Here is a 14,682-nt window from a genome sequence, read left to right on the forward strand (position 1 = left end):
CCGTGTGAATGACTTGATTATTCTATTGAATTTCTTCACCAACACTCATTGACGAAGAGCCATTTTTTTTATTAATTTTTTTAGCGATTGCAGGTATTTGAATAATACCAATGAACAGAAGAATCTCGATCCATTGAATCACAGGAACGCCTGCTCCGGTATAAATCATCATAAACAAATCTTTCCGTTCTGGTGCCCATGAACAGAACCAGGAAACCCCTATTAGGAAGATTAAGTAAGATAATCCTATACCCACTATGATCAACAGCAGCCCCCTAAAGATTTTTAACTGTGCTTTTGAAAAAAGACTGCCAATGAGAATGATCACTAAGCCGAATCCACAGATGACTAACCAGATCGGAGTCAGGTCACGATAAACTTGAATGATTCGATTAGATATTGTTGCTGTTCTCACCAGTTTAACGGGTTTTGAATCTGGATTATTAATATCTTGCCAGTTTCCTGAAAAAGAATGATTTAATAATTTTTCTGCCTTAACCACATCTTCCTTTGGTCCCAGCGTAGCATCTGCCCCTTGACCATACTCTTTATAGAAAACAGTATATTCAAATCCGCTTTTCATGAATTCGCCTACTAAAGGCAGATCCTTTCTTAATTTTCCATCTCCGGTTGCGGTGAGATAGATTTCTTTTTTCTTTTTCAATTGACCTTTTTCATAAGCCTTCGATAATTCTGAATCAACTTTCTGCCAAAATTCTTCCGTCTTTTTGCCATCCTTATAGTAGCCCGCTTGCGCTGCGGCATCTCTAAGAGCCCAGAAAATAATATCTCCAGCGATATCTTCACCTCCGCTCCAAGGACTTCCCTTATAAATCCAATCGATATTTTTAGCAATGGATTTAAAGGTAGGAGAAACAGCCTCAGCTTTTTCTAAAGCCTTCTTTGAGACCCAAACTCTGCTATTGGTTTCATTAAGCTTTGTTCCATCATCCATTCGAATCAGCTGCTTTGAAACACTGCCGAATGCGCCGCCCGTTCGATCATTAACTATAGATATTCCATAATGTTCCTGATTCATCTGCTTCAATCCTTTGGTCATGGAAAAAAGCATGACAAAGGGCAATAAACATAATAGTAGCTTAATCAGCTGCTTCTTCGTGAAATAAAACTTTTTTAAAGACTTTCGAAACGTCTTCAGCTTAAAATTCGAATCATTTTCAAAGATGACTGATCCAGAGATAACCAACAGTCCTACTAACAATAAGGGGAATAACCAAAGTGAATCTTCACGAATATACCAATAAAATGGAAAGATTAAGGATAAACCGATACTCCACGGAATAAACGACCTTAGGCTTTCGTTTCTTCTGAAATACAGTCCTACAAGACAAGCTATGACCAATATCACTGCTGGAACCACCAAGGTATTTCGATAAATTCGTGTGCTATATTCACTCGTCAGAGTAACTGGTGAATACAAAAAGAATGCATAGATAAACGTCAAAAGCCATCGGTTTTTTACTAATGGTCGCAGAGCAATTGCAGCGATCCCACTTGCTAAAACATTAAAGAGCCCTAAAAAAACTCCGTAAGGTAAATGAAGTTTATTCGCCCACACCATAAAAAGCGAGTAGGAAATCCCCTTGGATAAAGTTTTCGTCGAATAGTCACCCAACCAATTCCCTTTAAGCATTTCTTCGCTATACCGTATAAACAACTGGTCATCATAACCGGCAAATAAGTTGATAAAATAGGGAGCTTTGGCGTTCAGCACTAGACGAAAGACTGTCAAACTAAGCAAAACAACTAACAAGATCAAGTTAGCTGGCTGTTTAATTTTTTTTAACCTTTTTTCTGTGCGGCTAATTTGTTTTTGCATCAAAGGTCCCTTTCCTCACTTTTTTACATCAAGCTCTTTAATTCTACATCTGGATATTTATCAGCAAACCAACGCATCGCGAATTGGTTTTCAAATAAGAACAAGGGCTGATCGAACCGATCTTTTGCTAGAATGTTTCGGCTGGAACTCATTCGTTCATCCAGCTGCTCAGGGTTGATCCAACGCGCAATTTTATTCCCCATCGGTGTCATAACAACCTCAGCGTTGTATTCATTCAGCATCCGGTGCTGGAAAACCTCAAACTGCAACTGACCAACAGCTCCGATGATATATTCATCCGTTAAGTAGGTCTTGTATAATTGAATCGCGCCCTCTTGAACCAGCTGATAGATACCTTTGTGGAAGGATTTTTGCTTCATTACATTTTTTGCAGTTACTTTCATGAATAGCTCTGGCGTAAAGGAAGGCAGCTCTTCATATGCGACTTTCAATTTTCCTTCATAGAGAGTGTCCCCGATTTGATAGTTTCCTGTATCGTAGACACCAATAATATCCCCAGCTACAGCCTCTTCCACGTTTTCTCGAGCGTCAGCCATAAACTGCGTTACGTTGCTCAGCTTCATCTTCTTTCCGGTCCGCCCAAGCATAACATCCATCCCGCGTTCAAAAGTACCCGAGCAAACGCGAACAAAAGCGATCCTATCACGATGATTTGGATTCATATTTGCTTGGATTTTGAAGACAAAACCTGAAAACTCTTCTTCATAAGGAGAAACAGCTTCTCCTTCTTCCGTTTTATGTGCATGAGGTTTTGGCGCTAAATCAACAAAGCTTTCTAAAAAAGTTTCCACTCCAAAGTTTGTTAACGCAGATCCGAAGAAAACCGGAGTTTGATCGCCTCGTTCGATTTTTTCAAGATTGAACTGATCGCCTGCTTCTCGCACCAATTCCACTTCTCCTAGAACATCCTCGTAAATTGATTTCTCTTTTAAAGGATGTGGACCAGCGATTTCACCATCGGTTAGCTTCACAAATCGTTCTCCTTCGTATTGCTCAGGGCGATAGAACTCAATCCGTTCATTGTAGATATCATAGATACCTTCCAACCCTTTCCCCATACCAATCGGCCAGTTCATTGGATAAGATTCGATATCCAATAATTCCTCTAGTTCTTCTAATAGCTCTAACGGTTCACGACCATCACGGTCCAATTTATTGATAAATGTAAAAATTGGAATTCCACGGCGTTTTACAACTTGAAAAAGCTTTTTCGTTTGTGCTTCTATCCCCTTAGCGCTGTCGATAACCATGACCGCACTATCTACTGCCATCAGTGTACGATAAGTATCTTCCGAGAAGTCTTCGTGCCCTGGTGTATCTAAAATATTTACTCGTTTTCCGTCAAAATCAAACTGCATAACAGAACTCGTTACTGAGATACCACGTTGCTTCTCAATATCCATCCAGTCAGATTTTGCAAAGTTGCCTGTTTTCTTTCCTTTTACTGTTCCAGCCTGACGGATCGCTCCACCAAATAACAAAAGCTGTTCAGTGATCGTCGTTTTCCCCGCATCCGGATGGGAAATAATCGCAAAGGTTCGGCGACTGTCTACTTGTTGTTTTAAATTAGGATTGTTCATTTTATTGCTCCATTCATATATCTAGTATCTTTCAAATTCCAACCCAATCAGTATAGCATGGATTTTAGTCTATTGGAAAGTTGAATCGCTTTGATTTTCATATAGATTTTCCATTGAAATCAGTCATCAATTTTGCTTCTTTTTCGATAAGGGATACGTAAGGATAAAAGCAAAAAGAAAACACTCTGCTAAGCAGAATGCTTTCTGATTTGGTGTATTAACGACGCGGCTCGTCATCATCGAAATCTTTGGTAAACAGTCGGCGTTCTTCTTCTGGTTCAGCATTTTCATGCTCTTCAGGATGAAAAATTGCTCGCAGAGTTAAAACACGCGACCCTTCCATTTCCTCAGAGATCAACGTTAAGTCGTCCACATCGAAGGAAAGCTTTTCACCTTCATCAGGAATTGTTCCTAAGGCGGTGATCAAATAGCCTGCCATTGTATCGACATCGCTCATATGCAGATTTAATCCGAATTCTTCATTAAACTCGTCAATCAGCATTTTCCCGTTGATCAGATACTCGTTGTCTCCGACCTTTTCATAAAGCTTCTCAATTTCATCTGACTCATCGTCGATTTCACCAACGATTTCTTCTAGTAAGTCCTCTAACGTTACGAGCCCAACCATACCGCCGTATTCATCCAAAAGGATTGACATTTGGTTTTGCGTTTTCTTCAATTCATATAGCAGATCATCGATGAAGATCGTTTCTGGAACAAACAAAGGTTCTTGTAAGATCTTTTGCAAAACGACATTTTCAAAGCCGAATTGACGAGCAGCCTTTAATAAGGTTTTTGTGTGTAGGATTCCTACAACTTTATCTTTGTCCTCGTCATAGACTGGAATTCTTGAATAGCTTTCATTTAAAATCTCATCGATATTTTCTAATACTGGATCATTGATATCAATCATGAAGGAATCTGTCCGAGGAACCATTACTTCCCGCGCAACTTTTGTGTCTAATGAGAAAACACCTTGCAGCATTTCAATCTCATCGTTATCTAAGACACCTTCATTTTCTAGCATATAACGCATTTCGTCACGAGTCATTTTCGTATCTTCATCATCAAACGTCATTGGAGTAATTTTTGCCAATAAGTTTGTTGATGCTGTTAACAACCAGACGAAAGGTTTTGTGATTATTCCTAATTTACGAACAACACCCGAAGTAAATTGTGCCACCTCTTCGGTCTTGGTCATGGCAATTCGTTTGGGATATAATTCTCCAAATACAATCGAAACATAGGTCAATAAAAGCATGACGATCGCAGCAGCGATTGGTCGTGCCGCTGAGCCGCCGCCTAATAACGGTGCTAAGCGAGCAGATAAACTATCCGCCAAGGATGCCCCTGACAAGATGTTGACTAAAGTAATCCCCACTTGAATCGTGGACAAGAAATTATTCGGGCTTTGAATAACCTCCAATAATTTTTTTGATTTCAGGTTTCCTTCTTCTGCTTTTTGTTCTACTCGGTTTTTATTGACCGACACCACCGCAATTTCAGCCGCAGCTAAAAATCCGTTGATTAACGTCAAAATTACTAATAAACCTAGTTGTAATAATAACGACTGACTATCGGGGTCAGCATTCATAATTGCATTCGCTCCTTAATTTAAAGTGTAAAAAAAGTGGCACAAAGGCCACGATAAAATCGTATCACATCACTTGTTTTTATGCAATCATTTCCGAGCGAAGAGCTCTTGGCTAATTTAAAAACTCTTGTTCACGCTCTTCCTGCTTGCTTTGCTTCACTATTTTCACGATAAATATCACCACAGTACGTAAAATAGCATAAACCGGCACACCAAGAAAAACGCCTAATATTCCGGAAAGATTTCCAGCAACCAACAGGATCAAAATAATTGTCAGTGGATGGATATTCAATGATTTACCAATTACATTCGGATAAATCACATTCCCATCGACCTGCTGTACGATCAAGACAATAAGGATACATAATAATGCTTTGGTCGGCGAATCAAAAAAGGTATAGATCAACGCCGGGGCTAGTCCTAAATAAGGTCCTAAATAAGGAATCAAATTCGTCAAGCCTGCAATCACTCCGAATAGAAAGGCATAGTCAACACCAATCAGGAGATAACCTAAAAAGGTGAAGGTTCCTACAAACAAACATTCAATTGCCTGCCCACTGATATAGTCAGACAATGTTTTATTAAGCTGCTGTAAAAGCCCCTTAATATTGTCACGCTGCTTCTCTGGGAAAAGGCGCTCGATATTTGGCACAAGCTTCTCGCCGTCCTTCAACATGTAAAATAGAATGAACGGGACTGTAACTAATAACAAGACTACTGTCGTGATCTTGCCAATAAGTGATCCAAGCCCATTTGTCACACCAGTAAGTGATTGCTGAATAATGCTTCCAGCTGATACATCCAGGTTGCTGATATATTTATCAACATCCAGTTCTTTAAAGAGTGGGAAACGGGTGGCATTGTCCGCAGCCTGCTGCAGCCAATCTTGCATATTGCTGATAAATCCTGGAATATTTTTTGCCAAAGAAACTAGCTGTTCCACTAAATTAGGGATTACACTCATAAAAATCAACACGATCATACCGATCAATAAAATAAATATCAAAGCGATCGCCAATAGACGCTTCACGCCCATTTTCATCAATAGATTGACTAATGGATTTAATAAATAATACAAAAAGCCAGCGATCAAGATCGGTGCAAACAACGTGGTGAAGAATGTCCCAATCGGTTGAAAGACAAAATCAATTTTTGATGAAACAAAAATTAACGTGGCGATGACCAGAAGTTCCACTGACCAAAACATTAATTTTGAATTTTTAATTTTCTCAAACATCCATCTACTCCTTTTTCTAGATTTAGTTTATAGTATACATCATGTGGAGAAAAATCCCCTTGAGGAAGGTGTCATTATGAAAATTTTAATCACTAAGGATACGATGAGCGACATTTATCTCGACGCCGTTCGAATCCGTCAAAAAGTTTTTGTTCAAGAACAAGGCGTCCCTGCTAATCTAGAAATCGACGAAAATGAAGCCTATTCCGTTCATTTTGTTCTTTATACAGTGGAAGAAAAGCCCGCCGCGACTGTTCGCCTATTGCCCCTGGACGACCAAACATTTAAGTTACAGCGCATGGCTGTTTTGAAGGAATATCGTGGAAAGAAACTTGGTGCTGAGATTATTGCCGAGGCAGAGAGTTTCGCAAAACAACAAGGATTTAAAACGATCGAATTAGGCGCACAATTAACCGCAGAGGCCTTCTATCAAAAATTGGGCTATGTTGCCTATGGCGAGATCTTTCAGGATGCTGGAATCGATCATGTGCATATGAGAAAAGAGTTGAAAAAAACATTTTCCTGTACATAAGTATACTCAAATTAATCACAAAAAAGGCTATACCATCTTTTTGGTACAGCCTTTTCTTTCTACTTTCGCGACAATTGCTTATAACGATCATACCAAATATCAATATAGCCTTGGGAAAAAGGCCCCTTTTCATTGTTAATCCAGTCCACTAAGATTTTGACATTTTCCTTGAGAATATAATCAATTTCTTTAGAGTAATGCATCTGCTGACTATGGGCTTCGTATTCATCAACGTCTAATAGACGTTTCTCCCCATCCGGAAAAACTTTGACATCTAAATCATAATCAATGTACTTCAGTGCCTCGTCATCTAATACATAAGGTGATGCTAGATTACAATAATAAGAAACTCCCTTCTCTCGAATCATTGCTATTATGTTGAACCAGTATTTTTGATGAAAATAAACGATCGCTGGTTCGCGAGTGACCCATCTTCTGCCATCTGATTCTGTGACCAGCGTGTGGTCATTCAAGCCGATCAGAGAACACTCACTTGTTTTTAATACCATGGTATCACGCCACGTTCGATGCAAACTGCCGTCGTGTTTGTAACTTTTGATCGTTACAAACTCTCCTTCTTTTGGAACTCCCATAGCTACCCTTCCCTCAGCGAAAGATAATTTCGCATTTGTTTGGGTGTTATCACACCGACATCAGAATTATTATAGCAATAAAATGAAAGATTGCCTACTAATCTTTGTCGTCTGCTAAATTATTTTCAAAAACTTCCAACATTTTTTGCTGTGGTTTTGGAAAAACATAGTTTTCAAAGTCATTGGGTTTCACCCATTGACCTTCTATCGTTAGAGCTGCCGTACTCCGACCATAAAAAACTAGAATATGCCAACGTAAATGACTGAAGACATGCTTAACCTCGCCAAGAACCTTTTTCTGCCATACGACTGCCTGTTCTGGAAAAAAGTCGGGACTATCTTCTGCCACTAAGCTACTGGAAAACAAATTCCAAGCGCTTGGATCATATTGCTCCTGCAATTCTTTAAATCGCGCAGCAGTTACCTCTTCTAATGGGAACAACCACATGTTTGCTAATAACCCTGTTTCTGGTCGCTGCTGAAGAAATAATTCTTGATGCTTGTTCTCAATAATTCCAGCCACGTAATAGACGTCTTTGGGTTTCAATTTTTTAGACTTTACAGGAAAGTCTGTCTGTCGATTTTCACGATAAGCTTGACAATAACTTTGAATCGGACAGCTCTCACAGTGCGGGCTTGTTGGTGTACAGATACTGGAGCCTAAATCCATCATCGCTTGATTAAAATCTCCTGGCTGATCCTGACTGATGATTTTCCGCATTGCCTCATCAAAGGGTCTACGGCTGCTGGCTTTTGCAATATCCGCTTCAATACAAAACAAGCGGCTGACGACACGCATCACATTCCCGTCAATGGCTGGCTCAGGAATTTCAAAAGCGATACTGCTTATGGCTCCAGCCGTATAAGGGCCAATTCCCTTTAACGAACGAATCTCCTCAACTGTGGAGGGAAACACTCCATTGAACTCCTCCATAATCTGCTTTGCTGCCGCTTGAATATTTCGTGCTCGAGAATAATAGCCCAAGCCTTCCCAGACCTTCAACAACTTATCCTCTGGTGCGTTAGCAAGATCCTGAATCGTTGGAAATTGCTCCATAAAACGATAAAAGTAATCAATCACTGTATCAACGCGAGTTTGCTGCAGCATGATCTCTGAAATCCAAATACGGTAAGGATCGTGATTATAACGCCAAGGAAGGTTTCGCTTTTCCCGCTGATACCAAGTAAGAAAATCATCCTGAAAACTTGTTACCTCTTCCTCTGTCCATTCTTCCCAAGCCTTACTCATCCTCTTCCTCTTTTCCGCGAATGAAGGCATCAATTTGATCTAATTGAAACCCTTTTTGATACAAGCTTTGTTTAACCTTCTGTCGTCGTTTCGCTGGTTCAAAGCGTTGATTCTTACGCCATAATTTTTCACCCTGCAATTCCAGCGCATCATTTTCCTGCTCTTCAATCTCAGAAAAATCAATCTCTGCCAGAACTCGTTTACTGATATCACTACTGAATCCTTTTGTCATCAACAACTGCTGCAGCTTTTGCTGAACTTCTCGTTGACTGTTATGATGAAATTTTCTCAAAGCCTTCTGTGCAGTATGCAACGCTACCTGATATTGCTCATCGCCTTCGTAAAGATAAAGAGCCTGTTGGATGTCGCTATCCTTCACTCCTTTTTGTTTTAACTTCTGCTGCAGCACTCGAGGACCTTTGTCCCCTAAACGCATCTGTGTTCGAATAAAACTTTCACTGTAAACAAGATCATTTAGCAAATCCATCTCTTTAAGGCGATCAACGATTTTTTGGCGATCTGTGCTCTCAATTTCATTGTCCTTTAGATAGGTCCGAATCTCTTTTTCTGTTCGTAGTTGATAACTTAAATAGTTCAGGGCCATTTGATAGCCCATGTCTTCTTTGCCTTCTTGCTTGATTTCATTTAAAGTTTTCTTCTCTAACTCTTGTCCTTTCAAGAGTCGATGACGAACAACGGTATCTTCAGATAATCGCAGCTTCTCCCCATTAGAGAACTCCACTTTATAAAAAGGTCCGCGCCCTTGGCTAATTTTTACTACCGTTAACATCCTGTATCCCTCCCATTCGAATCAATACCTCTACTTTAATAAACGCTCTCACGTTCTCAAATTCTCCATCAATTATTGCCTTAGCAAAAATTAATTCTATCATAGATGATCAACCAATCGATAAAAATATGCTAAAATGAACTGCGCTGAACAATCGAAAATATTTTTAAGAAAGAGGCTGACTATGGCTGTTCAATTGAAACCAAATCAAACACTGAACTTAAAAATCAAACGTCTAGGAATTAATGGTGAAGGAATCGCTTATTATAAACGTTTGATTATCTTTGTCACTGGTGCTTTACCCGGTGAAACGGTTGTTGCACGAATCACAAAGGCAACGCCACGCTTCGCTGAAGCCCACCTAGTTAAAGTTACGAAAAAAAGTCCTGATCGCATCGCCCCGCCTTGTCCTGTTTATGAAGAATGCGGGGGCTGCCAACTACAGCACTTGGCTTATCATAAGCAGTTAGATTTCAAAAAAGATTTGCTTCGGCAAGCTCTGGAAAAATTTAAACCTGATGGTTATCAAAACTTTGAGCTCCGCGATACGATCGGAATGGATGAGCCTTGGCGTTATCGAAACAAGGCACAATTTCAATTGCGCAAAAACAAAAAGACCAAGCAAGTAGAAGCTGGTCTGTATCAAGCGGAATCTCATCAATTAGTTTCCATCAAAGATTGTCTCGTTCAGGAGCCGACGACACAGAAAGTCATCAATACTGTTGTAAATCTATTAACAAAATATGATATGCCCATTTATGATGAGCATTCAAATTCAGGAATCATGCGAACATTAATGGTTCGGATTGGCATTGAAACTGGGGAAGTACAGCTAGTTTTGATTACTAAAACAAAAAAATTACCGCAAGGAAATGCCTTGATCCGAGAAATCACCCATCGTTTGCCGGAAGTTGTTTCTATTATGCAAAACATTCAGGACAAAAAAACTTCGGTTATCATGGGCGATGAAACCATCCACCTCTGGGGCAAGGAAGTCATTAATGAAAAGATCAATGAGGTAAGCTTTGAGCTTTCTCCTCGTGCCTTCTTCCAGTTAAACCCTCAGCAGACGAAGATTCTTTATCAAGAAGCGATTCACGCGTTAGATTTAACGACACCAAAAACTGTTATAGATGCTTATTGCGGTGTAGGTACGATCGGCCTTTCCTTAGCAAAGCAAGCCAAAGAAGTTCGTGGCATGGATATCATTCCTCAGGCGATCGATGACGCCAAGAAAAATGCGGCAACAATGAATCTGACCAATACTCATTATGAAGTCGGAACCGCTGAGAGCCTGTTGCCAAAATGGTTGAAAGATGGCTTTTCGCCGGATGCAATTGTAGTTGATCCTCCAAGGACGGGCTTAGATACTCAATTGCTAAAAGCCATTGAACAATCTCCTAGTCCGCAAATGGTCTATATTTCCTGCAATGTCTCAACATTAGCGCGTGATCTTGTGAGCCTTGCCAAAATTTATCGTGTCGAATATCTTCAATCTGTAGACATGTTTCCGCAGACAGCACGCTGCGAAGTCGTAGTAAAGCTTACCAGAAAATAAAAAAGGGCGTGACCTCCATGGGTCACGCCTATTTTAATAGCCGGCTGCTGGCTGTCCATAAGCCGCATTTGGATCAGTGGCACCACCATAGCCTTGATCCGTTTGGTTTGGATCTGTATAACCAGGATCACTATAACCTTGATCGTTCTGAGTGGTATCTCCATACTGCGGATACCCGTTGTCAACACTTGATGAATCCCCGTAAACACCGCTATTGTCGTAATTATTAGGATTGTCATAGCCTGGTGCATACTGACTTGTATCTTCACTGGCTTTTCCATCTGAATCATCGTAGAACAAGCTGTCTGCATCAGCTTCTTTCAAATTAGGCAACGTATCAGCAGTCGGTAAGCCCAACTGCTTCTTCAATGTATTTTGAATACCTAACAGTTCGTTGGTTCCTAAAATCTGATAATAGATTTCGTCGATCATCTGACTCTTACCTACTAGTTGTTTTTGCTTGATGGTATCAAAAGCTGATAGATAATTTGTTCCAATATCCATCATGTCGTCCCAATCCAAATCAGTCTTCATATTCTTTTCAACGGCCTTCAAAATCTTCTTATAATTACCGACACCGTTGATAGACATTGCTTTTCGTAAAATCTTTGTTACAACCTCACGTTGACGTCTTTGCCGACCTACATCGCCTTCTGGATCTTCATAACGCATCCGCGCATAGGCCAAACCCTTTTCACCATCTAAGGTTTGTTTGCCTTTAGCTACGTGAATGCCATCTAAAGTAAAGTCAATTTTATTATTGACTTCGATGCCGCCCACAGCGTCGATTAGATCCTTCAACCCACGCATATTGATAGAAACATAATGATCCAGAGGTATATCTAAGAGTGTCTCAATGGTATCCATCGACATCTCTACGCCGCCGAAAGCATAGGCATGATTTAACTTATCATTTGTTCCATAACCAACAATCTTCGTTAAAATATCTCGGTCAAGACTGACAATCGTTGATTTCTTCTGCTTCGGATTGATAGTAACCACCATCATACTGTCCGACCGTCCTTGATCCGAACGACCAAGATCTCCAGTATCAACTCCCGCAAGCAAAATTGAAAAAGGTTCTGCATTGTCGATATTTGGCTTGTCGCCTTCTCGTTTTAAACTCGTTCGTTTAACAGTTTGTCGAATGCTGTCTACCATTTTACTAGCATCATTTGTTACTTGAACAGCATAGTAGGTAATCCCACCTATAAATAAATTCAGTAGGACCAAGAATCCTACGACAACTTTTTTCCAGCGACTCATAGCACACCTCTATCAACGATTTTTTACGTTTTATTTTCTCATAGATCAGCCATCGGTTCAACCACAGCCGAAAAATAATTAATTTTATATAATGGAAACTTAAAAAGTATTAATTACTCGATTCCCTTTAAATTCGATTTATACCATAAAAATATGAAGATTTTTGGAAGGGCACAAAAATAAACGCAAAAAAAAAGAAAGACTAGTAGAACTAATCTTTCTTAAAAAATCTTATTTGATTATTTAGCTGCTGCTAAATTTTCGTTTGCTTGATCCCAGTTTACAACATCCCAGAATGCCGCAATGTAGTCTGGACGTACATTCTTATATTTTAAGTAGTATGCATGTTCCCAAACATCCAAACCAATAATTGGTGTTTTGCCGTCCGTCAATGGGCTATCTTGATTCGCAGTTGATGTAATTTCTAATTTGCCGTTGTTCAATACTAACCATGCCCAACCAGAACCAAAACGTCCTGTTGCCGCTGTCTTGAATTCTTCCTTCATTTTCTCAAAGCTGCCGAAAGCTTGATCAATTGCTTCTTTGATCGCACCTGTTGGTTCGCCGCCAGCATTAGGCGCCATGATTTTCCAGAAGAAGCTGTGGTTTGCGTGTCCACCACCGTTATTGCGTACTGCTGTACGAATGTCTTCAGGAACTTCATTCAAGTTCGTCACTAATTCTTCGATTGATTGTTCGCCTAATTCTGGGTATTTTTCAATCGCAGCATTCAAGTTGGTTACATAAGTGTTGTGGTGCTTGTCATGATGCAAGTGCATCGTTTCAACATCGATATAAGGTTCTAACGCGTCGTAGCCATAAGGTAAATCTGGTAAAGTATAAGCCATTGTTCAATTCCTCCTTAAAATATCTTACATATTGACTGTATCAAACAATGCAGGGTTCTTCAATAGATATGCCTATCGTGACGAAGAATTCGTTTTCTCGTCTTCGATAATCTCGACTTTCTTGAAGATAAAGACTTTACTGAATACATAGTTTGCAACAACGACGACGATTTGCGTAATGATTTTGGCGATCAAATTACCTGTATGTAGCATATCGATAAATAAAAACATACAAGCCATATCCATACCAAAGGACAGCACACGATAAAAGATAAATTTACCAAACTCCCATGCTAGAGCTGTAAAGCCTTCCGTTTTTGACTGGAATACCCATAATTTATTCGTGACAAAAGCAAATAGCACCGAACAAATCCACGAAATGGCGTTCGACACTGGCCAGCTTAGGTGAAAAGCCTGGTAAGCGAGAGCAAAGGTTACAATATTAACAACGGTAGCTAGCCCGCCAAAAAATAAATAAATGAATACTTCCCAAAGCTTTTTCTCTTCTAAATAATTTCTAAATTGCTGATAGATTTTCATGATTGCTCACTTTCTTATTCTTCTCTACTTAATGTAAGATAGCGAAGCTTGAAATAATAGTCAATTCTTTCTTGCATTCTTTTTACATTTTTACAGATCACCTTGTTATTTCAAGCCTACTTCGCTACAATGGCTCTTGTATAAAAAGATTGGAGCGATCACATGACCTTTCGTCAATTAATCAAAGGATCTCTTTTTCGTTTTGAAGATCTAAAATCAGCAAAGGACACGCCCTTTTGGAAGTCCATTGTCTATCTATTAGGCTTGAGTCTGCTGCTGGCGATTCCAAGTGTTTATCAAGCACTTCAAGTGATGAATCAAATCAAAGCGGATAGTTTAGAAATCGTTGAAAAGATTCCCGATTTCAAAATTGAAAATGGCGAGATTAAGACAGCGAAGCCGGAAAAAGGATTCATCTATCAGACTGATTCGATCATTCTGACCTTTGATCCTGACGGCAAGCGATCACAGCAGGATGTCGAAAAAGACTTAGTCGGAAATTATTTTAGTGTTGGATTACTGAAGGATCAAGCATTACTTGTATTGCCAGATTATGGCGGTGTCAGCTCGGCAATGTTTGGAGATAACGTGCTGAAATTCTCCTATAAACAGGAGCCACTAAAAAGCATGACCGGCGACAAGCTTAGAGCTGGTTTGGAAGACTTGGAAATGCCGATTTGGACACCGCTGGTGATGTTATTGGCAGGACTTTACCCTTCCTTTATCAATTTATTTGTTACGTTAGTATTTGCTGGTATCGCAGGAATGATCGTTGCTAAACTACGCTTAAGACGAATCACTTTCTTTGAATGTTTTAAGACCATCATTTTCTGTGCAACAATTCCGGTGATTCTAGCAACCATTATCCTATTGTTCCAACCAAATTTTGACTCAAGTCTGTTAATTACCTTTATCAGTTTATTTGTCTTTTTCCGAGTAACACACTATTTTCCTAGAATCGAATTACCCACCAAATAACTGCTTACGATTCCGTAAGCAGTTTTTTTTTACTATTTTTGTTAAAATGAATGCGA

13 protein-coding genes are annotated in these 14,682 nt (G+C 39.6%); 3 read left to right on the forward strand and 10 right to left on the reverse strand.

Annotated features, from left to right (window positions below; genetic code table 11):
- Window positions 1-22: 22 nt before the first annotated feature.
- The 4 genes from IGI50_RS10490 to IGI50_RS10505 form a co-directional block, all read right to left on the reverse strand.
- On the reverse strand, window positions 23-1,840 hold the full coding sequence (locus IGI50_RS10490; RefSeq protein ID WP_438776905.1) for a hypothetical protein: 1,818 nt from the start codon (window positions 1,838-1,840) through the stop codon (window positions 23-25).
- A gap of 23 nt (window positions 1,841-1,863) precedes the next feature.
- Window positions 1,864-3,441, reverse strand: a complete 1,578-nt coding sequence (locus tag IGI50_RS10495; protein ID WP_010745992.1) for a peptide chain release factor 3 — start codon at window positions 3,439-3,441, stop codon at window positions 1,864-1,866.
- 217 nt (window positions 3,442-3,658) lie between these two features.
- Entirely contained in the window at window positions 3,659-5,035 is a 1,377-nt protein-coding gene (locus IGI50_RS10500) for a hemolysin family protein (RefSeq protein ID WP_028020446.1), read from the reverse strand.
- A gap of 112 nt (window positions 5,036-5,147) precedes the next feature.
- On the reverse strand, window positions 5,148-6,272 hold the full coding sequence (locus tag IGI50_RS10505; RefSeq protein ID WP_010745990.1) for an AI-2E family transporter: 1,125 nt from the start codon (window positions 6,270-6,272) through the stop codon (window positions 5,148-5,150).
- Between the two features lie 76 nt (window positions 6,273-6,348).
- On the opposite strand from IGI50_RS10505, the gene IGI50_RS10510 reads away from it, so the two are divergent.
- Window positions 6,349-6,804, forward strand: coding sequence for a GNAT family N-acetyltransferase (locus IGI50_RS10510; RefSeq protein WP_438776907.1), 456 nt, complete (start codon window positions 6,349-6,351; stop codon window positions 6,802-6,804).
- Between the two features lie 59 nt (window positions 6,805-6,863).
- Here IGI50_RS10510 and ntdP read toward each other — a convergent pair whose 3' ends face one another.
- From ntdP to recX, 3 genes are all read right to left on the reverse strand, one after another.
- Window positions 6,864-7,397 (reverse strand): nucleoside tri-diphosphate phosphatase, encoded by a 534-nt coding sequence (gene ntdP / locus IGI50_RS10515; RefSeq protein WP_010740416.1) that lies wholly within the window; start codon window positions 7,395-7,397, stop codon window positions 6,864-6,866.
- 97 nt (window positions 7,398-7,494) lie between these two features.
- Window positions 7,495-8,646, reverse strand: coding sequence for an A/G-specific adenine glycosylase (mutY, locus tag IGI50_RS10520; RefSeq protein WP_438776908.1), 1,152 nt, complete (start codon window positions 8,644-8,646; stop codon window positions 7,495-7,497).
- A complete protein-coding gene (gene recX, locus IGI50_RS10525; protein ID WP_438776909.1) occupies window positions 8,639-9,436 on the reverse strand; it encodes a recombination regulator RecX in 798 nt (265 codons plus the stop codon). Before recX ends, mutY begins: the two co-directional genes overlap by 8 nt.
- A 184-nt stretch (window positions 9,437-9,620) precedes the next feature.
- Between recX and rlmD the strand changes: the two genes are divergently transcribed.
- Window positions 9,621-10,994, forward strand: coding sequence for a 23S rRNA (uracil(1939)-C(5))-methyltransferase RlmD (gene rlmD / locus IGI50_RS10530; protein WP_438776910.1), 1,374 nt, complete (start codon window positions 9,621-9,623; stop codon window positions 10,992-10,994).
- Window positions 10,995-11,027: 33 nt separating this feature from the next.
- Here the strand turns inward: rlmD and IGI50_RS10535 are convergent, their stop codons facing one another.
- The 3 genes from IGI50_RS10535 to IGI50_RS10545 form a co-directional block, all read right to left on the reverse strand.
- Entirely contained in the window at window positions 11,028-12,260 is a 1,233-nt protein-coding gene (locus tag IGI50_RS10535) for an LCP family glycopolymer transferase (protein WP_438776911.1), read from the reverse strand.
- 239 nt (window positions 12,261-12,499) lie between these two features.
- Entirely contained in the window at window positions 12,500-13,108 is a 609-nt protein-coding gene (locus tag IGI50_RS10540) for a superoxide dismutase (protein ID WP_010745984.1), read from the reverse strand.
- Between the two features lie 72 nt (window positions 13,109-13,180).
- A complete protein-coding gene (locus IGI50_RS10545; protein ID WP_438776912.1) occupies window positions 13,181-13,648 on the reverse strand; it encodes a GtrA family protein in 468 nt (155 codons plus the stop codon).
- Between the two features lie 162 nt (window positions 13,649-13,810).
- On the opposite strand from IGI50_RS10545, the gene IGI50_RS10550 reads away from it, so the two are divergent.
- Entirely contained in the window at window positions 13,811-14,626 is an 816-nt protein-coding gene (locus tag IGI50_RS10550) for a DUF1189 domain-containing protein (RefSeq protein ID WP_010745982.1), read from the forward strand.
- The last annotated feature ends 56 nt before the right edge of the window (window positions 14,627-14,682 follow it).

Source organism: Enterococcus sp. DIV0170, from assembly GCF_051710765.1.
GTDB lineage: Bacteria > Bacillota > Bacilli > Lactobacillales > Enterococcaceae > Enterococcus_A > Enterococcus_A raffinosus.

Coding starts and splice junctions, on each gene's coding strand:
- IGI50_RS10545 (WP_438776912.1), bottom strand. CDS start 13,648: ATGAAAATCTATCAGCAATTTAGAAATTATTTAGAAGAGAAAAAGCTT.
- IGI50_RS10505 (WP_010745990.1), bottom strand. CDS start 6,272: ATGTTTGAGAAAATTAAAAATTCAAAATTAATGTTTTGGTCAGTGGAA.
- IGI50_RS10540 (WP_010745984.1), bottom strand. CDS start 13,108: ATGGCTTATACTTTACCAGATTTACCTTATGGCTACGACGCGTTAGAA.
- IGI50_RS10500 (WP_028020446.1), bottom strand. CDS start 5,035: ATGAATGCTGACCCCGATAGTCAGTCGTTATTATTACAACTAGGTTTA.
- IGI50_RS10495 (WP_010745992.1), bottom strand. CDS start 3,441: ATGAACAATCCTAATTTAAAACAACAAGTAGACAGTCGCCGAACCTTT.
- IGI50_RS10550 (WP_010745982.1), top strand. CDS start 13,811: ATGACCTTTCGTCAATTAATCAAAGGATCTCTTTTTCGTTTTGAAGAT.
- IGI50_RS10490 (WP_438776905.1), bottom strand. CDS start 1,840: ATGCAAAAACAAATTAGCCGCACAGAAAAAAGGTTAAAAAAAATTAAA.
- rlmD (WP_438776910.1), top strand. CDS start 9,621: ATGGCTGTTCAATTGAAACCAAATCAAACACTGAACTTAAAAATCAAA.
- IGI50_RS10510 (WP_438776907.1), top strand. CDS start 6,349: ATGAAAATTTTAATCACTAAGGATACGATGAGCGACATTTATCTCGAC.
- ntdP (WP_010740416.1), bottom strand. CDS start 7,397: ATGGGAGTTCCAAAAGAAGGAGAGTTTGTAACGATCAAAAGTTACAAA.
- mutY (WP_438776908.1), bottom strand. CDS start 8,646: ATGAGTAAGGCTTGGGAAGAATGGACAGAGGAAGAGGTAACAAGTTTT.
- IGI50_RS10535 (WP_438776911.1), bottom strand. CDS start 12,260: ATGAGTCGCTGGAAAAAAGTTGTCGTAGGATTCTTGGTCCTACTGAAT.
- recX (WP_438776909.1), bottom strand. CDS start 9,436: ATGTTAACGGTAGTAAAAATTAGCCAAGGGCGCGGACCTTTTTATAAA.